The 18,100-nt window shown below is 62.8% G+C and carries 15 protein-coding genes; 6 read left to right on the top strand and 9 right to left on the bottom strand.

The window, feature by feature from the left end; translation table 11 throughout:
• Window positions 1–27 precede the first annotated feature (27 nt).
• The gene (locus tag E6X30_RS03605; RefSeq protein ID WP_016664299.1) at window positions 28–252 is read right to left on the bottom strand and encodes a hypothetical protein; all 225 of its coding nucleotides are present in this window, start codon (window positions 250–252) and stop codon (window positions 28–30) included.
• Window positions 253–379: 127 nt separating this feature from the next.
• Here E6X30_RS03605 and E6X30_RS03610 point away from each other — a divergent pair, with 127 nt between their 5' ends.
• On the top strand, window positions 380–1,162 hold the full coding sequence (locus E6X30_RS03610) for a type 1 glutamine amidotransferase (protein WP_259893461.1): 783 nt from the start codon (window positions 380–382) through the stop codon (window positions 1,160–1,162).
• 21 nt (window positions 1,163–1,183) lie between these two features.
• Here the strand turns inward: E6X30_RS03610 and E6X30_RS03615 are convergent, their stop codons facing one another.
• The 5 genes from E6X30_RS03615 to gcvT all read right to left on the bottom strand — a co-directional run bounded on the left by E6X30_RS03615 (window position 1,184) and on the right by gcvT (window position 8,379).
• Window positions 1,184–2,326: a glycosyltransferase family 1 protein gene (locus E6X30_RS03615; protein WP_316335754.1), complete on the bottom strand. Its 1,143-nt coding sequence runs from the start codon at window positions 2,324–2,326 to the stop codon at window positions 1,184–1,186.
• A 120-nt stretch (window positions 2,327–2,446) separates the two neighbouring features.
• On the bottom strand, window positions 2,447–3,670 hold the full coding sequence (locus tag E6X30_RS03620) for a cobalamin-independent methionine synthase II family protein (RefSeq protein WP_316335755.1): 1,224 nt from the start codon (window positions 3,668–3,670) through the stop codon (window positions 2,447–2,449).
• A 124-nt stretch (window positions 3,671–3,794) separates the two neighbouring features.
• Window positions 3,795–6,788 (bottom strand): aminomethyl-transferring glycine dehydrogenase, encoded by a 2,994-nt coding sequence (gcvP, locus tag E6X30_RS03625; RefSeq protein ID WP_316335756.1) that lies wholly within the window; start codon window positions 6,786–6,788, stop codon window positions 3,795–3,797.
• Between the two features lie 22 nt (window positions 6,789–6,810).
• Window positions 6,811–7,179 (bottom strand): glycine cleavage system protein GcvH, encoded by a 369-nt coding sequence (gcvH, locus tag E6X30_RS03630; protein ID WP_016664294.1) that lies wholly within the window; start codon window positions 7,177–7,179, stop codon window positions 6,811–6,813.
• Window positions 7,180–7,257: 78 nt separating this feature from the next.
• Window positions 7,258–8,379 carry a glycine cleavage system aminomethyltransferase GcvT gene (gene gcvT / locus E6X30_RS03635; protein WP_316335757.1) on the bottom strand — a complete coding sequence of 374 codons (1,122 nt, stop codon included), beginning with the start codon at window positions 8,377–8,379 and terminating at the stop codon, window positions 7,258–7,260.
• Between the two features lie 159 nt (window positions 8,380–8,538).
• On the opposite strand from gcvT, the gene E6X30_RS03640 reads away from it, so the two are divergent.
• Window positions 8,539–9,099: a GNAT family N-acetyltransferase gene (locus tag E6X30_RS03640; protein WP_172620176.1), complete on the top strand. Its 561-nt coding sequence runs from the start codon at window positions 8,539–8,541 to the stop codon at window positions 9,097–9,099.
• Here the strand turns inward: E6X30_RS03640 and E6X30_RS03645 are convergent.
• From E6X30_RS03645 to E6X30_RS03655, 3 genes are read right to left on the bottom strand one after another with little or no spacing between them, the layout of a single operon-like run.
• Window positions 9,096–9,884 carry a Sir2 family NAD-dependent protein deacetylase gene (locus E6X30_RS03645; protein ID WP_034372702.1) on the bottom strand — a complete coding sequence of 263 codons (789 nt, stop codon included), beginning with the start codon at window positions 9,882–9,884 and terminating at the stop codon, window positions 9,096–9,098. The two genes, E6X30_RS03640 and E6X30_RS03645, sit on opposite strands and share 4 nt — an antisense overlap.
• 8 nt (window positions 9,885–9,892) lie before the next feature.
• Complete coding sequence (gene trpS, locus E6X30_RS03650; protein WP_396334964.1) at window positions 9,893–10,951, bottom strand: tryptophan--tRNA ligase; 1,059 nt, start codon at window positions 10,949–10,951, stop codon at window positions 9,893–9,895.
• 47 nt (window positions 10,952–10,998) lie between these two features.
• Window positions 10,999–12,000 carry a LacI family DNA-binding transcriptional regulator gene (locus tag E6X30_RS03655; protein ID WP_034372698.1) on the bottom strand — a complete coding sequence of 334 codons (1,002 nt, stop codon included), beginning with the start codon at window positions 11,998–12,000 and terminating at the stop codon, window positions 10,999–11,001.
• A gap of 205 nt (window positions 12,001–12,205) precedes the next feature.
• Between E6X30_RS03655 and E6X30_RS03660 the strand changes: the two genes are divergently transcribed.
• The 4 genes from E6X30_RS03660 to E6X30_RS03675 all read left to right on the top strand — a co-directional run bounded on the left by E6X30_RS03660 (window position 12,206) and on the right by E6X30_RS03675 (window position 18,058).
• The gene (locus E6X30_RS03660; RefSeq protein ID WP_034372695.1) at window positions 12,206–13,480 is read left to right on the top strand and encodes an extracellular solute-binding protein; all 1,275 of its coding nucleotides are present in this window, start codon (window positions 12,206–12,208) and stop codon (window positions 13,478–13,480) included.
• Between the two features lie 117 nt (window positions 13,481–13,597).
• A complete protein-coding gene (locus tag E6X30_RS03665) occupies window positions 13,598–15,181 on the top strand; it encodes an ABC transporter permease subunit (RefSeq protein ID WP_070435321.1) in 1,584 nt (527 codons plus the stop codon).
• A 23-nt stretch (window positions 15,182–15,204) separates the two neighbouring features.
• A complete protein-coding gene (locus E6X30_RS03670) occupies window positions 15,205–16,101 on the top strand; it encodes a sugar ABC transporter permease (RefSeq protein WP_070435320.1) in 897 nt (298 codons plus the stop codon).
• A gap of 7 nt (window positions 16,102–16,108) precedes the next feature.
• A complete protein-coding gene (locus E6X30_RS03675) occupies window positions 16,109–18,058 on the top strand; it encodes a glycoside hydrolase family 13 protein (protein WP_259893459.1) in 1,950 nt (649 codons plus the stop codon).
• Window positions 18,059–18,100: the final 42 nt, after the last annotated feature.

An 18,100-nucleotide genomic window follows, 5' to 3' on the forward strand; every position in this document is an offset into this window, starting at 1 on the left:
CCGGGGCCTTTTGCTATCGCTGCTGTTCTACTTCATGAAGAAGCGCGGGACGATATCGAACGCGAGAAAGAGCGCGACAATCGACATGGCAAGCCCAACGACGAACCAGATCGGCGCAATCGTGTAGAGGCTCATAACGTAAAGGCCGCCAGCGAAAAGCACGAACACGACCGCGGTGAGGAGAATCGAAAAGCCGAGGCTGTAGCCCTGCGAGGTTTCGTTGCTTGCCGCGGCGTTATTGTGCTGGGTCACGCTTTTCTCCATGATGGTCGGGTAGGAATGTCGGCCGCCGCAAGCGGCCGCCGCGACCTCAGTCTAAACGATGGACGAAAGTCCTCCAAGTGCTTCGCGGCGAGTCCGTCTCCTGTATAACGGGGACATGGAGAAAAACACACGCCGAGCGCTCACCGTCATTCAACACGAGGACGACTGCCCACCGGGCATGCTCGAACCGCTCGCGCGTGCCGCGGGCCTCACGCTCAACGTTATTCGACCCTACCGGGGCGAAGCACTGCCGTCCCTCTCGAGCATCGCCTCCACGTCCCGCGGTCTCATCATCCTCGGCGGTGGCCCGGGCCCGCTCGAGGACGATCGCTACAACTGGCTCGCACCGTGCCGAAAACTCTGTCTTGACGCTGTCGAGACCACATTTCCGCTCTTTGGAATTTGCCTCGGCGAGGAACTTCTCGGAGCCGCACTAGGCAGTGCGATCACCCGCAGGCCGGAGCCTGCCGTCGGGCTCTGCACCGTAATAGCGCAGCCAGCTGCCGCCACCGATCCCCTGTTCTCCCGTGCCGAGCTTCACGAAACCGGGACGGTGTTCCGCGCATTCCAGTGGCACAAGGACGAAGTCTCCGCACTCCCCACAACCACTCCCGGTGGCGCGCCCATCGTTCCCCTCGCCCTCGACAGCGAGGGCCGCCTCGAAGCCTTCCGGGCTGGCGAGGCGGCATGGGGTGTGCAGTTCCACCCCGAGGTCACGCCCGCAATTGCGACGCGCTGGGCCGCTACGAGCGCACTCACGCCCGCCGAACGAGAACGCGATTCCTTCGCGCGCGAGATTGAACAGTGGCGCGCGAGCGCCCAGGGAATGCACGGTTCCGACGGCGCCTTGCGGCTACTCGAAGCTTTCCTCCGCCTTGTACAGCCAGCCCGCCACTAGGAGCGGCCGCGCGATGGAAGGTTACGCGGCTTGCGTTGACGCCTCATGCACGCGCGCAGCTTCGCGATAGAAGCCAAGGAGCTGTTCGGCGAGAACCGGCCACGTGCGCTGGCGCACCGAGTCCTGAGCGGCCGCAGCGAAATGCTCGCGTTTCGCATCGTCCCCGAGGAGGTCCTCGACGTAGGCACGAAGCTCATCGAGCTTGCCGGGCGTGTACAGCCAGCCCGTACGCGAATGGTCGATGAGGTCGATGGGGCCGCCAGAGCGGGGGGCTATCGCCGGCAGCCCAGAAGCCATCGCCTCCTGGATCGTCTGGCAGAAAGTTTCGAGCTCTCCCGTGTGCACAAACAGGTCGCACGTAGCCACAATCTCCGCAAGCTCGGCGCCCTTCTTGAACCCCGCGAAATACGCGCCCGGCATGGCCGCGCGAAGCACTGCCTCGAGGGGCCCTTCGCCAACGATCACGAGGCGAACGTTGGGAAGCGATTCAAGCACGGCGAGGTCCTCGACCTGCTTCTCGGCTGCAAGGCGCCCGACGTACACCACGAGCTTTTCCCCATTCGGGGCGAGGCGCTCGCGAAGCTCGTCGCTGCGCCGCGAGGGCGAGAACTGCGAAGTGTCGACCCCACGGCGCCAGATCTGCACGCGTTCGATGCCGTGCTCGACGATCTGATTGCGCGTGCTTGACGACGGTGCAAGATTCACCTCGCAGCGGTTATGGATGTCGCGGAGGAACATCCACATCGCTTCCTCGAGAACTGGCGCCCCGTACTTGCGCGTGTAGCCAGGAAGGTCAGTTTGGTAGATCGCAACCGTTGGGATACCTCTTTTGACGGCGGCCTTCGACGCTGCGTTGCCGAGCAGGGCAGGGCAGGCAAGATGGACGACATCGGGATGAAAATCGTCGATGATCGAGCGAATGCGGTAGTTGGTCGTCGCACTCATGCGCACCTGGCCGTAGCCCATCATGGGTATCGACAGCACGGGGATGATTGGCACGCGCTCCGCGCCGAACGTCAATTCATTCGGGATACCGGGCGCGCCGGGGGCGACAATCCGCACCTCGTGGCCGGAGAGAGCGAAGCACTCGACGACGCGAAGAACGGAGTTGGTCACGCCGTTCATATGGGGAAGGAACGATTCGGCAACTACGAGGATTTTCACGCTTCCGATTGTGCAGCCTCGGAGCAACGCCCACGATAAAGACACGTGTCCCCAATGTGACGGGGGCGTGAACGCTACGCGTCACGCCCCCGTCACTTTCGCGGCTGGTCGCGGATGACCTCAGTACTTCGCCGAGGCGATGCCCGCGCCCTCCACGAGGGACTCGAGCTTCGCCCATGCGATCTCCGGGTGGATGCGGCCGCCAAGACCACAGTCGGTCGACGCAATCACACGCTCGGGGCCCACGATGTCCGCAAAGCGCTCGATGCGCTGCGCCACGAGCTCGGGATGCTCCACGACGTTCGTCGAGTGCGAGACGATGCCGGGAACGATCACGCGATCCTCGGGCAGCGTGACGTCCTTCCAGACAACCCACTCGTGCTCGTGGCGCACATTCGCCGCTTCGAACGAGTAGTACTTCGCGTTAACCTCGAGCATGAGCTCGGCGAGATACTTGAACTCGAAGTCCGTCACGTGCGGCCCGTGCCACGAACCCCAGCACGTGTGCAGGCGCACGAGCTCGCGAGGGATTCCATCGATCGCACGGTTGATGGCATCGACGCGCTTCTTCGTGAACGCGAGGTAGTCCTCAACGCTCGGCTCAGGGTTGATCTGGTCGAAGTTCTCGGCAAGCGAAGGGTCATCGATCTGGATCTGGATGCCGGCGTCGGTGATGGCCTTGTACTCGGGGCGCATCACCTCCACCCACGCGTCGAGGAACGCATCCGGATCACCGTAGTATTCGTCGTGAATTCTGGCGCCCGAGCCCGGCGACAGGGTCGAAAGGTAGCCCTTTTCATACCCCGACTTCTCAAGTGCGTGCGAGAAGTTTCGAATGTCGTTGGCGCACAGGTCCTTACCGAGTTCGGAGAAGGCAACCGGCCCGGTGGCAGCAGGAATGATGAACGTTTCGGGCTTGTCGTTGGTCGTGGGAACACCGGTAATGGGATCGGCGTACGCTCCAGGGAAAAGGCTGCGGTCGCGGCGATCGTCGAAGCTCGTCAAGACAATCTTGCCGGGCTCGCTGCGCTGCGGTTTTGCATTGAAGAAATCGGTCCCCGTGAGCTCGAGCCCCTCGGTGCGGTCGTAGATGTATGACCACCAGGAGCCGTAATTCACGGCTGAGCCCATCGCCTTGCCGTACTCGCCATCGCCCGGCACGGAAATACCGATCTCCTTCTGGCGGGCCACGACGCCATCGACCGCGTCCGCGAGAATGCGTTCAAACTCAGGCGATTTCCTTGGGGTGAAGCCGTCGGCCTCAAGCTCCCTGTTGTAGTTCGCGTCGATCAGTTCTTGGGTGCGCGGGAGCGAGCCCGCGTGTGTGGTGAGTATCTCTGTCATGGCCATCAACCTACGAGATTCGCAACGGCGTGGCCAAACTCCAGTTCACGCTCGTTCATGTTTCCCAAGACCAACGCAAAGGTGGGGCGCTCCCGAAGGAACACCCCACCCTTAGGCTGCGCTATTAGCCCTGTTCGTAGGCGTCAAGCGGCTGGCACGAGCACACGAGATTGCGGTCACCGTATGCCTGGTCGATGCGCCTGACCGGCGGCCAGTACTTCGCCTGGTACTGCATCTGCTTTGTCATGTGGAAGTCAGGGTCATAGCCCGCTTCGCTCGCGGCATTCACACCCGGGTACACGGCTTCGTCACGCGAGTAGGGATGATCCCAGTCCTCGCGCGCAACCGAATACGCGGTGTGCGGGGCGTTGACGAGCGGGTTGTCGTCCTTCGGCCACTCGCCCGACACAACCTTTTCGGCTTCGTCCGCGATCCGGTGCATAGCGAGGATGAAGCGCTCGATCTCCCACAGGTCTTCCGATTCGGTCGGCTCGATCATGAGGGTGCCCGCAACGGGGAAGCTCATGGTCGGAGCGTGGAAACCGTAGTCAATGAGACGCTTCGCGACATCATCGACGGTGATACCCGTACGGTCGGTGAAGGGGCGCAGATCCACGATGCACTCGTGCGCCACGAGCCCGTTCTCCCCGCGGTAGAGGATTTCGAACTTCTCGCTGAGCCGCTTTGCCATGTAGTTTGCGGCAAGCACGGCCGATGCGGTCGCGTGGCGCAGCCCCTTCGCGCCCATGAGGCGGATGTAGGTCCACGGGATGGGCAGGATCGACGGGGAACCGTACGGTGCCTGCGACACAGGTGCGCCGCCGTGGGCGCGATCCGCACCGCCAATGACGGGGTGCTCCGCATCTTGCATGTCCGGGTGCCCCGGCAGGAACGGTGCGAGGTGGGCCTTCGCCGCAACGGGGCCGACGCCGGGCCCGCCACCGCCGTGCGGAATGCAGAACGTCTTGTGCAGATTCAAGTGCGAGACGTCGCCGCCGAATTCGCCCGGCTTCGCCACTTCGAGCAGCGCGTTGAGGTTTGCGCCATCAACGTACACCTGCCCGCCAGCATCGTGCACAAGCTGCGTGATCGTACGGACTTCGGACTCGTACACGCCGTGGGTCGACGGGTACGTGATCATGATGCACGCGAGTTCATCGGCGTGATCCTTGATCTTCTGCTTGAGGTCGTCGAGATCCACGTTGCCGTTAGCGTCGCTCGCAACAACGACGACGCGCAGGCCCGCGAGGACCGCGGAAGCGGCGTTTGTGCCGTGGGCCGAACTCGGCACGAGACACACGGTGCGGGCGGATTCTCCGCGGCTCGCGTGGTAGGCGCGGATCGCGAGAAGACCCGCGTACTCGCCCTGCGAACCAGCGTTCGGCTGAAGCGACACGGTGTCGTAGCCTGTGACGTCGGCGAGCCAGGTTTCGAGCTGAGTAATGAGCTCGACGTAGCCTTGAACGTCGCTTGCGGGCGCGGACGGGTGGATCGCGTTGAACTCGGGCCACGTAACTGCGGCCATTTCGGTCGCGGCATTGAGCTTCATCGTGCACGAACCGAGCGGGATCATGCCGCGATCGAGGGCATAGTCCTTATCCGCGAGACGGCGCAGGTAACGCATCATCGCGGTCTCCGAGCGGAACGAGTTGAACACGGGCGCCTCGAGGAACGAGGACGTACGCGCGAGTTCGCCCCAGGTCTCACCGGGCTGAGCCCAGTCGTCAAAAGCCACGTCGCCGACGTGGGAGGGCGAGAACTCCGAGAATACCTCGATGATCTCCGAAAGCGCGCTCGGCGTGACAGTCTCGTCGAGGCTGACGTGGACGGTGTCCGCATCGGGATGAGCGACGAGGATGCCTCGGTCATCGAACGCCTGAGCAACGTCCTCAGCCTTGCCGTTGACGGTCACTTCAAGTGTGTCGAAGAACGTCTCGTGCTTGAGCTGGAAACCGTTCGATGTGAGCCACGCAGCGAGCGCGGCGGTGCGGCCAGCGACCTCGCTAGCAATCTGCTTGAGACCCTCGGGGCCGTGGTACACGGCGTACATCGACGCCATGACAGCGAGCAGGACCTGCGCCGTGCAGATATTGCTCGTTGCCTTCTCGCGGCGAATGTGCTGCTCACGAGTCTGGAGGGCGAGGCGATACGCGGGGTTGCCCTCCGCATCGAGGGAGATACCCACGAGTCGGCCGGGAATCTGCCGCTCAAGCCCCTTCGAGACCGCCATGTAGCCGGCGTGCGGCCCACCGAAGCCGAGCGGAACGCCGAAGCGCTGGGAGTTACCCACCGCAACATCCGCGCCGAGCTCGCCGGGTGAGGCAAGGAGCGTGAGCGCGAGCAGATCCGCGGCCACGATTGCCTTCGCCTTGTTGGCCTGAACCGCGGCAATCACGTCGCGAGGATCCCACACGCGACCCGAAGCGCCCGGGTACTGCACAAGCGCGCCGAAGTACTCGCCCGACGGAGCGCCATCGTTCGCGAAATCGACATCCTTCAGTTCAATGCCAACGGCCTCGGCACGGCCGCCGAGAACAGCGCGGGTCGACGGCAACACGTCGGTGTCCACGAGGAACACATTCGACTTATTGCCGCGGGCCGCGCGGCGCGCAAGAAGCATTGCCTCGGCAGCCGCCGTGGCCTCATCGAGCATCGACGAGTTTGCGATCTCGAGGCCCGTGAGGTCCCCGATCATGGTCTGATAGTTGAGCAGCGCCTCGAGTCGGCCCTGCGAGATCTCAGGCTGGTACGGCGTGTACGCCGTATACCAAGCTGGGTTCTCGAGGATGTTTCGCTGAATGACCGAGGGCGTGTACGTGCCGTAGTACCCGTGGCCGATAAGCGAGCGCTTCACGGTGTTTTTCTTCGCAAGAGCGCGAAGCTCCTCGAGAGCCTCGGCTTCGCTCGCGCCTTCGGGAAGCAGAGAATCCAGCCCTTCGTCGAGAAGGATCGTGCCCGGCACGGCCTTCTCAAGAAGTGCACCGAGCGAGTCGAGGCCTAGTGCCTCGAGCATTCTCTTCTGGTCCTCGCTCGCAGTGCCGACATGCCGACGAACGAACGAATGAAGACCGTCGATCGCCGAATTATCGACAGCGACGTTGCTGTGGTGTTCAGACATGAACGGGAAACTCCTCAAATATTTACTTGCTGGTCAGTTCGCTGTATTCCTCGGCCGAGAGCAGATCATCGGGGATATCGGTGACCTTGACCTTGATGAGCCATGCTTCGCCGAAGGGATCGTCGTTGACCTTCTCGGGGCTTTCGACGACGTCCTCGTTCACCTCGGTGACCTCGCCGGATAGCGGGGCAAAAAGATCCGAGACCGACTTCGTCGACTCGATCTCGCCCATCTCGGTGCCGGCCTCAATTTCTTCACCGACGGAGGGCAGGTCGACGTAGACAACGTCGCCGAGCTGGTCAGCAGCGAAGTCGGTCACGCCGATCGTTGCGGTGCCGTCGCCTTCCTCGCGCACCCATTCGTGGTCCTTGCTGTACTTCAGATCCGACATCTTTGTTCCTTTCAGAGTGTGTGAAGCGTACCTTCGTGAAAATCCTACGGGCCGCCTCCTGGTAGGCAGCCCCACGCGTCACTTGGCGCGCGAGTAAAACGGGAGAGATACGACGGTGGCGGGCAGTGCCTTGCCACGCACATCAATCGACAGTTCCTGACCTTCGTTCGAGAGGTGAGGCTCAACGTAAGCAAGCGCAATCGGGTAACCGAGAGTCGGTGCAAGCGCGCCCGAGGTCAGCTCCCCTACCTCCGTGCCGTTCTCATCGTGAAGAACGTAGCCCGCGCGGCCGGCGCGGCGACCGTCGGCCTTGAGCCCCACGAGCACTCGGCGATCCGAAAAATCCTTGCCCTCGAGGGCTTCGCGCCCGACGAAATCGCCTTTCGACTTGAAAGCGACCACGCGGCGAAGGCCCGCCTGTGCCGGGACGATATCGAGGCTCAGCTCGTGGCCATAAAGGGGCATGCCGGCTTCGAGACGGAGCGTGTCGCGGCACGCGAGCCCGCACGACTGGATGTTCTCGCCGCCAACGCCAGCAATGGCCTCCCACGTCTTCACACCCAGGGCGTTCGGAACGTAGATTTCGAAGCCGTCCTCGCCCGTGTAACCGGTGCGGGCAAAAAGGATCTCCTCGCCCTCGTAGGTTCCCGGAAGAATGCGGTAGTACTTGAGAGCATCGAGAGCATCGAGATCCACCTCGATGCCTTCGCGTTCAGCAAAGCCGCGCACGATTTCCGCGGATTTCGGGCCCTGAACCGCAACGAGCGCGATCTCCTCACTGCGATCGGTGACCTCGACGTCGAAACGCTCGGCGCGTTCCTTGAGAGCGGCGGCGTCGACGAGACGATTTCCCGCGTTCGGGACGGTGAGGAAGCGATCCTCTGCGAGGCGGTAGACGATCAGGTCATCGATGATGCCGCCTTCCTCGCTCAGCAAGAGCGAGTACTTCGCGCGCCCCACCTCAAGCGAACTGATCTTGCCCGCAAGCGCATAGTCAAGCGCTTCGCCAGCCTCTGGGCCCGTAAAGAACACCTCGCCCATGTGCGAGAGATCGAACTGGCCGGCGCGCTCGCGCACGGCGGCGTGCTCGGCGAGATCCGAGGTGTAGCGCACGGGCATATTCCAGCCCGCAAAATCGGTGAACGAGGCGCCCTCGCGCTCGTGAACGGCGAACAGTGGGCTGTTGATGAGCTCGGCCATCGGGTTTCCTGCCCTTTCTTGCGCGATACTCGCGCGGTGTATCCCGCGTCGTCGCGGGGTGTCCGGGTTGCAGTGACATGAACACGACCAAAACACGCGGTGCCCCGCATCGCGAGCGCACCTCGAAATGTCTCAGGCGTCACAGTTAAAGTAGTGGGCGTGAGACGCGAACACGAACCCTATTGGCCAGTTCGGCTACGCACCGAACGACTTCATATCCGGGAACCCGGAGAGGCAGACCGGGACGACTACGTGCGACTCATGACCGATCCCTCGGCGAGCCGATACCTCGGCGGAGCCGTGAATTTCGGCTCGCGCCAGGCTCTCGAACTTTCCCCGCTCGGGAACACGTGGGGCGCCTGGATCATTGCGCACGGCGCTACGGATCAGATGCTCGGTATCGTCAACCTGAACTACGACCGCGACGAACTCGAAATCACCTACGCGCTCCTGCCCGAATTCGTCGGTCACGGATACGCGCGCGAAGCTGTCAGGCGCGTCATCGAGTTCGCTAGAGACACCCTCGACGAACCCGTCATGATTGCCGTTGTTCAAACATCGAACAAGCGCTCGGTAGAACAGCTCAAAAAGATCGGCTTCCGCGTACGCCGCGGACTCGAAGAATTCGGGAGCCAGCAGCTCCTCATGGAATACCCGCTGCAAGCCGAGCCGGGCGAGTGTCGGACCTCCGTCACCGCACCCGAGATCCCCACACTCTAAAACGGGTCGAGGAACGGGTTGCGCCTCTCGCGCCCGCGGTGTTCCGCCCAGCGCGCGAGCACCGTGTGGGCGTCTTCCCGCACCACATAGTCGAACACACCCGCGAGGCGGTCCGAGTCCGCGTACGGGTTGATACACACGGTCACCGCACCCGAAGCGCGCGCAAGCGGCGCGAGCAGCGATGCCGGGGCAACCGTGTTCGACGTACCGACGGCGAGGAACACGTCGCAGTTACGCGCCGCGTTTTCCGAATACTCGAGCACTCCGCTCGGGAGCATCTCGCCGAAAAGGACGATGTCGGGACGCATGAGAGCCCCGCACACGGGGCAGTCGCGCGGCACCCCGTAATGCTCGGGATCGGAAGGATCACGCTCGGGATCGAGGCGCACGGCGAGTTGCGCGCGCCACGTGCACTCCGGGTTGAGGCACACAGCCTCCGCCGCGCTTCCGTGCAGTTCGGCAACATCGTGCGAACCGGCGAACTGGTGCAGCCCGTCGACGTTCTGAGTCAGAATCGTTGCGTCGAGCGCTGCGAGAGCTCTATGCCCGGGGGTCGGCCCAGCGATAAGCGCCCGCTCAAACACGCTCCCCCACACGCGCCACAGGATCGGCACATTTCCCGGAAGACGACTGACGTCCATTGCCGCCTCGAGATCGGGGTTTTCCTCCCAGATCCCACCCGGCCCGCGGAACGTCGCAAGCCCGGCCGCAGCACTCAGCCCGGCACCGGTCAGCGCGACGACCCGCTCATGATGGGGTCGAAGCTCGAACGAACGATTTCTCACGCGCGCACTCAGTAGCGCATGCCCATGCGGTCGCGGACCTCATCGAGGGTTTGGACCGCCTGCTCGCGCGCACGCTCCGTGCCCGCGCGCAGCACCTCGAAGAGGTAGTCGGGATTCGCCTCGAGCTCGGCGCGACGCGCCCGCACCGGTTCGAGATGAGCATTGAGGGCGTCGGCGCACATCACCTTGAGCGTCCCCGCACCTTTATCACCGATCTCCTCGGCGATGTCCTCCGGCGCGCGGCCGGTACATTCAGCAGTAATGGTGAGGAGGTTCGAGACCTCGGGGCGATTGTCGGGATCGAACGTAATGAGGCGCTCCGAGTCGGTCTTAGCCTTCTTGATCTTCTTCGCCGTTTCCGCGGCGGTCATCTTGAGCATGACCGTGTTCCCACGAGACTTCGACATCTTGTCGCCGTCGAGACCGAGAATGACAGCGGCCTTCGAGAGCAGCGCATCAGGCTCCGGGAAATACTTTTCGCCGCCGGCGAAGCGCTCGTTGAAGCGTCGCGCAATGAGGCGGGTCTGCTCGATGTGCGGGAGTTGATCCTTGCCAACCGGAACGAGATTGCCGTGGCAGAAAAGGATGTCTGCCGCCTGGTGGACGGGGTACGTGAGCAGCAAGCCGCCCATCGCGCTCTTGCCCGCAGCCTGCATCTCCGACTTCACGGTGGGATTGCGCTCGAGTTCCGGCTGCGTCACGAGCGAGAGAAACGGGAGCATGAGCTGGTTGAGTTCGGGAACACCCGAATGCGCGAAGATCGTTGCGCGCTCAGGATCGATGCCCGCAGCGAGGTAGTCGGTGAGGAGCTCGCGCACCGAGCCCTTGATATCCCCCGCGACGTCACGATCCGTAATCACCTGGTAATCAGCGACGAGGATCCAGGTTTCTACCCCCTGCTGCTGAAGGCGAACCCTGTTCTTGAGCGTGCCGAAATAGTGGCCGATATGCAGAGCACCCGTGGGGCGATCTCCGGTGAGCATGCGAAAGACCGACGGGTCCTTCGCGAGCTGTTCCTCAACCTGAGCGTTGCGCTTGAGCGCCGCCTCGTAGGTCTTATTGGGAATGTCGGCAATATGGGTCGTGGGGGCAGAGTAGGTGGTGTTCACGCCTTTTAGCCTATCGTGTTCGCGGGCGGTGAGGTGGTTTGTCGAACCACGAGCTCGGGACGCACAACGTAGACGGCGCGAGGGGCTTGCCTCGACTCCCCCGTTGCACTGCTCACGCTTCGTATGGCGGTACGCGCGATGGCCGGCACCGGTTGGCGAATTGTTGTAAGCGCGGGAGTATGGTGCGCCGCGAGCGGAATATCGTCGTACCCCACGACCGACATGTCCGCGGGCACTTGGAGCCCAAGATCACGAATCGCTGCGATTGCCCCGAGCGCCATTTGATCACTCCCGCACACCATGGCCGTGCATCCTTGGTCGTAGAGCTCAAGTGCGGCCTGGTAACCACCCGCAAACGAAAAATCGGTGTAGGCGACGCATCCGAACTCGTGGGGCCAGTGCTCCTCGAACGCCGCGACCTTGCCGCGTACCGGCCACGAGTGCTCGTCGCCAACCGCGAGGCCCACGCGCACGTGACCGAGGTGCCGCAAGTGCTCGAGCGCGAGAAAGACCGCTTTCGAATCATCGGTGCTGATGAAACTCGCGTCCAGCCCGGGGCGCACCCCGTTAATGAGGCAGAGCTTGATGCCGCGTTCGGCGCACGCGATGTAGTGATCGATGCTCGTTTCATCGTGCGCGTGCTGACCCGAGACAAGAACGATCCCGCGCGCGCCGGCGCGTATGAGGCGCTCCATGGAGGCGGCTTCTTGCGCCTCGCTTCGCGCGTTGATGCTCACGAGAGTCTCGAGGTCCGCGGCGTAGGCCTCAGCTTCGAGGCGCTCGAGAAAGAGCGGGAAGATCGGGTTTTCCATGTTGGGCATGACAAGGCCTACGAGAGGCGCCGCATCATCGATTGCGCCGTCGGTGCGACCGAGCAGGCGCGCGACTGAAAGAACCTTGTCGCGAGTTGCGGCGTTGACACCGGGTTTGCCCGCAAGGACGCGCGACACGGTTGCTTCACTCACGTGCGCTTTGCGCGCTATATCGATGAGTCGCACCTTCGCCATACGGTCCCTCCAGGGCCAAAAGTGTCGCGCGTGGAGCGGCGTCCACATTGGTAAACCATGCGCGCGAGCTGAATTATCGAGCTGCAAGTTTCTTGCGATCTTTCTGATATTTTTGCACAACTTTCGCTTTCACGCTACGGTGAAAGCACGACATACCCCCGTCGCCCCGCGCCTACGCGGGTCCACCATTTCAAAGGAGAACACGGTGAAGATTCGCCGCAAGACTTTCCTCGCTGCAAGCGCAGCAACCATCGGCGCTACTGCCCTCGCCGCATGTGGCGGCGACAAATCGGGCTCGAACTCCTCGGGCGCCTCGGACGGCGGCGCGGGTGGCGATGAGTCCAAAGCCCCAGAACGTGCCGACGCCGACCTCGTCATCTGGACCGATGAGAAGAAGGCCAACTCCCTCAAGGACGCCGCAGCCAAGTGGGGCGAGGCAAACGGTATGACCGTTGCCGTGCAGATCGTGGCGACCGACCCGCAGGCGAACTTCATCACCGCGAACCAGGCCGGCAATGGCCCCGACATGATCCTCGCGGCCCACGACTGGATCGGTAACCTCATCCAGAACTCCGCCATCACCCCGGTTCAGCTGAGCGCGAAGGCAACCGAAGCCATCGACGAAATCGGCATGAAGGCCGCCACGTACGAGGGCCAGGTGTACGGCCTCCCCTACGCCGTCGAAACCCTCGTCCTCTACTCGAACAATGCCCTCACGGACGTTCCCGAACCGAAGACCATCGAGGAACTCGTTGAAGCCGGCAAGGCCTCGGGCGCCGAGGACATCCTCTCCCTCCCGATCGGCGAAGAGGGCGACGCCTACCACATGGAGCCCCTCTACACGTCGGGTGGAGGCTACCTCTTCGGTAGGACCGCCGAGGGCGACGCGGATCCTTCAGACATCGGCGTGGGCAAGGAAGGCTCGATCGCTGCCGGCGAGAAGCTCAAGGAACTCGGCGCCGAAGGTGTTCTCAAGACCTCGATCACCGGCGAGAACTCGATCGCGCGCTTTACCGACGGCAAAGCCGCCTACCTCATCTCGGGCCCCTGGGCACTCGCAGACATCCAGAAGGCCGGTATGGACTACACGATGAGTGCGATTCCTGGCTTCGAAGGCATGAACCCGGCCGAGCCGTTCGCTGGTGTCAACCTCTTCTTCGTTGCCGCCAACGGTAAGAACGCGGTCAACGCCCAGACCTTCATCCAGTCCATCGCCGAGGATTCGACCGTGATCGAGGAAATGTTCCCGATCAACCCGCTTCCCCCGGTCAACAAGGAAATCCAGGAGAAGCTCGCGGGCGAGCATCCCGACATGATCAAGAACGCTGAGTTCGCCTCGAAGGCGCTGCCGATGCCCGCGATCCCCGCTATGGCCGCTGTGTGGCAGCCGCTCGGAATCGCCCAGGCCAACATCGTCAAGGGCGCCGACCCTAAGGACGCCATGGAGTCCGCAGGCGAACAGATCAAGTCGCAGATCTGATCCCCACGAACGATCTCCCGTGATACTCACGCGCGCGAGCAGGGCGCACGGCTTCGGCCGCCGCCTTGTCCGCGCGCGTGACCCCTTACTTCGCCCCTTTAGGAAGGGTCCACGCCCATGACCGCAACGGATGCGCCCGCGTTCAAGGAACGCTCCACGTCGCTCTTGCCCCTTATCCTCAAAATCGTCTTCCTCGGCGCGGTGCTCGCAACCGCGTGCTGGCTTGTGCCCGTGCTGATCGGCCTCAAGCTGTGGATGTGGCTCGCGATCACCATCGTCGTCACGATCGCGATTTTCTGCATCTACTCGACTAAACGCTTCATCCCCGCGAAGTACATCTTCCCGGGAACGTTCTTCCTTCTGATCTTCCTCATTACGCCGATCCTCCTCACCGTGAACTACTCGTTCACGAACTACGGTGACGGCACGCGCGGCACGAAGGAACAGGCGATCGCTTCGATCACCGGCAATTCGGTGAAAGAAGTTGAAGGATCGACGCGCTTCAACGCGAGCGTTGCGACGACCGGCACCGCCGCCGACGGCCCGTTCGAGCTGTATCTCGTGAATCCAGAAACGGGAGAGATCTTCCACGGAAGCACCGAGCAGCCGCTTGAGAAGGTCGATCCGGCCAACGTCAAAGTCGAGAATAAACGCGTCGTTGAGGCCGGCAAGGGCGTCCAGATCCTCACAAACAAGGAGATCAACCAGGCAGGAAAGAAGGTCCTCGAGATCGCCGTTGAAAAGAGCGATACAGAGGCGATCCGCCTGCTCACTCCGACGATGGCCTTCGAGGGTACGAAGGTCATGCGCTATGACGAGGCGTCCGACACGATCACGAATTCCGAAACGGGCGAGACCTGGTCGATCAAGAAGGTCGGAAGCAGCGAGAAGTTCGTCAGCGACAAGACGGGGCAGGCGCTCTCACAGGGCTGGCTCCAAGGCGTCGGTCTCGATAACTACGCGCGCCTGTTCACGAATGGCAAGATCGGCGCGCAGTTCTTCAAGGTGTTCCTGTGGACCCTCGCGTTCGCATTCCTGAGCGTCGCTACGACGTTTATCTTGGGGCTTTTCCTCGCGCTTGTCCTCAACGACGACCGCCTCAAGGGTAAGCGCCTGTACCGCTCCTTCCTGCTCCTTCCGTACGCGGTCCCGGGCTTCATTTCGCTGCTCATCTGGTCGAACTTCTACAACAAAGACTTCGGCCTCATCAATAACTTGCTCCACCTCGACATCAACTGGCTCGGGGATCCGACGATGGCGAAGGCCGCGGTGCTGCTCACGAACCTCTGGATGGGTTTCCCCTACATGTTCATCATTTGCACGGGCGCTCTCCAGTCGATTCCGGAGGACATCAAGGAGGCCGCTCGCATCGATGGCGCGAGCCGCTTCCAGACAACGGTTCGGGTTATCGCCCCGCTTCTGCTCGTCGCCGTTGCGCCCCTGCTCGTGTCGTCGTTCGCGTTCAACTTCAATAACTTCAACGCGATCCAGTTGCTTACGGGTGGCGGCCCGTTCGGCCAGGGCGAATACACGGCCGGCGGAACCGACATTCTCATTTCGATGATTTACCGCATCGCGTTCGGCGGTTCCGGCGCCGATTTCGGCTTCGCCTCGGCGGTGTCGGTCGCACTGTTCTTCATCACGGGTCTTCTCGCCGCGCTGCAGTTCCGCGCGACGCGAGTGCTCGAGGACTTCAACTAGGGCGCGCGAGGTAGGAGAAAGCAATGTCTAAGAACAATCCTCAAGGCTTCGAGCGTTCCAACAAGATGCCCTTCGGCCGATGGTGCGCCGAAATCGGGTGGCGTCACCTCGTGGGTATTGCCGCGATGATTTTCGCGGCGATCCCGATCCTCTACGTGATCTCTGCGTCGCTCAACCCGCTCGGCACGGTCAGCTCGACCTCGGTGATCCCGACGCAGTTCAGCCTCGTGCATTTCGAAACCCTCCTGAGCGGTGCACGCGGAAACTTCTTGCAGTGGGTCCTGAATACGGTCATCGTCTGCGCGGTCGTCTCGTTCACGCAGATCTTCCTGTCGCTGCTTGCGAGCTATGCCTTCAGCCGAATGCGGTTCAAGGGCCGCCGCGGAGGTCTCCTCGCGCTTTTGCTCGTCATGATGTTCCCGGCGATTCTCTCGATGATTGCGGTGTACACGATGATCGCGGATCTCGGTCAGGCGATTCCGTTCCTTGGCCTCAACTCGCTTCCGGGCTACATCATCGTGATGCTCGGTGGCTCGCTCGGCCAGGTGTGGCTCATCAAGGGCTTCTTCGACACTGTTCCGAAGGAACTCGACGAAGCCGCAATCATTGATGGCGCGAGCCACTGGCAGGTGTTCTGGCGCATTCTCGTGCCGACCCTCACGCCGATTCTCGCCACAACGTTCGTGCTATCCCTCGTGGGTGTCATGAGCGACTTCCTCCTCGGCTCGATCTTCCTCACGGATGACAGCAAGAAGACTCTCGCGGTGGGGCTCTACGGCATGCTCCAGGGCGATCGCTCGAATAACCTCGGCATTTTTGCCGCTGGCGCGGTCATGACGATGGTTCCAGTGATCGCGCTGTACCAATTCCTCCAGAAGTACATCGTGGGCGGTTCGACCGCCGGCGCCGTGAAGGGCTGATCGCTGCGTGAGGTCGTACGACGAGGACTCGGCCGTGCTTTTGGCGCGCGAACCTTTCCACGACAACTCGCGCGTTGGGGTTCCCTCCCGGGCCGCGGGGCTCGACGCGTCCGTTCCGCTTCGCGTGTGGGTTCCCGATTCGGTGCAGGATCCGACGGTTGTTTTGCGCCAGTTGATGGATGGGGAGCCCAGGTTCGTCATGTGCACACGGGGCGATGTCGACGGTGCCGGGCATTGGTTTGAGGCCGAGCTTCTCGCGCGGAATCCAGTGACGAACTATCGCTTCCTCGTAACGGGTCGCGAAGATGGGCAACCGGTGTACGAGTGGCTTACGGCCGCGGGAATCGCCGATCACGATGTCTCCGACGCCCACGATTTCACGTATCTCGCGCGCGGTTCGAAGGCCCCTGAGTGGCTTGAGGGCGCGATCGTGTACCAGGTGTTCCCGGACCGTTTCGCACGTTCGGTCTCGAGCGGGGAACTTCCCGTGCACGAGCTTCCCGAGTGGGCACTCCCTATGAAGTGGGACGAGCCGTGCGAGGAGAACGGCGAGCGCAACGGTCGCCAAATCTACGGTGGCGACCTCAAAGGCCTCGAAGAGAGGCTTGGCTACCTGCAGGATCTTGGCGTTAGTGTCGTGTACATGTGCCCGATTTTCCCGGCAGGTTCGGCGCATCGCTATGACGCCTCGACGTTCGAGTACGTCGATCCTCTACTGGGCGGCAACGAGGCCCTGGTTTCGCTCACCCGGGCCGCTCATGCGCGCGGCATGAAGATCGTCATGGACCTCACGACAAACCACACGGGCAATACCCACGAGTGGTTCGCACGAGCGCAGGCTGACGCGACGAGTGAAGAAGCAGGCTTCTACTTTTTCACAGAGCACCCCGATCGCTACGACGGCTGGCTCGGCATCGATTCGCTCCCGAAGCTCGATTACGAGAGCGCCTCGCTTCGCGAGCGTATGTACGCGAGCGAGAATTCGATCGTGCGCCGCTACCTCGAGCCCCCGTTTAACGTGGACGGCTGGCGCATCGACGTTGCGAACATGACGGGTCGCCACGGCGCGCAGGATCTCACGCACGAGGTTGCCCGCGAAATCCGCGAGGCAATGCGAGAGGACACGTGGCTTGTCGCCGAGCATTTCCACGACGCCTCAGCCGACCTCGCCGGTGATGGCTGGGATGGCGCGATGAACTACACCGGCTTCACGAAGCCGCTGTGGGCGTGGCTGAGCCCGCAGAGCTCCTCGGTAATGTGGCTCGGGCTCCCCATGCGCGTACCGCAGCTTCCCACACGTGCAGTTCTTGCAAGTCTGCGCGACTACAACGCTCAGCTCACCTACGAGGCTCGCCTTCATTCACAAAATCAACTGTGCTCGCACGACACGGCACGCAGCCGCACCGTGTTCGCCGACCCTGATCGCCACGCGGCCGCCCTCGGCGCGCTCGTTGGCTTCCCGGGTATCCCCACCCTTTTTGCCGGGGACGAGCTCGCACTCGAAGGTAACAACGGCGAGCACTCACGCACCCCGATGCCGTGGGGGGCTATCGATACCGGCGCTCTCCCCGACAAGACGCAGCGTTGGCAAGAGCTCACCAGGCGGGTTTTTGCGGCGCGCCACGCATTTCGGGCACTGCGAAGCGGCGGCATGCGCTGGCTGCACGCTGGGTGCGACTCTTTGACCTTCATACGCACCGATGAACAAGAGCCGGTTCTCGTCCATCTTGCGCGGGCGGCGCACGACGAGATCGCTCTTCCCGAATCGCTCGTACTTGCTTCCGCCAGCGGGCACGACCGCGCCGCGGTGTGCTCCCCGGGCCTCACTCTCGACACCGCGGGCTCCACACGTGGCGAGCGGCCGTCGGAACACACACTGACCCTGCGCGCCGAACGCGCGGGCTTCGCCCTCGTGCCCTTGCGCCCCCTCACGGCCGCACCTACTCGCGGCCACTGAGCCGCCCCCAACTGTTCCCGCCCGCACCTCGTGGGCACCACG

The organism is Dermabacter sp. (assembly GCF_032550575.1).
GTDB classification, from domain to species: domain Bacteria; phylum Actinomycetota; class Actinomycetes; order Actinomycetales; family Dermabacteraceae; genus Dermabacter; species Dermabacter hominis.

Coding starts and splice junctions, on each gene's coding strand:
- gcvP (WP_316335756.1), bottom strand. CDS start 6,788: ATGTCTGAACACCACAGCAACGTCGCTGTCGATAATTCGGCGATCGAC.
- E6X30_RS03610 (WP_259893461.1), top strand. CDS start 380: ATGGAGAAAAACACACGCCGAGCGCTCACCGTCATTCAACACGAGGAC.
- gcvH (WP_016664294.1), bottom strand. CDS start 7,179: ATGTCGGATCTGAAGTACAGCAAGGACCACGAATGGGTGCGCGAGGAA.
- E6X30_RS03655 (WP_034372698.1), bottom strand. CDS start 12,000: ATGGCGAAGGTGCGACTCATCGATATAGCGCGCAAAGCGCACGTGAGT.
- E6X30_RS03665 (WP_070435321.1), top strand. CDS start 13,598: ATGACCGCAACGGATGCGCCCGCGTTCAAGGAACGCTCCACGTCGCTC.
- E6X30_RS03620 (WP_316335755.1), bottom strand. CDS start 3,670: ATGACAGAGATACTCACCACACACGCGGGCTCGCTCCCGCGCACCCAA.
- E6X30_RS03670 (WP_070435320.1), top strand. CDS start 15,205: ATGTCTAAGAACAATCCTCAAGGCTTCGAGCGTTCCAACAAGATGCCC.
- gcvT (WP_316335757.1), bottom strand. CDS start 8,379: ATGGCCGAGCTCATCAACAGCCCACTGTTCGCCGTTCACGAGCGCGAG.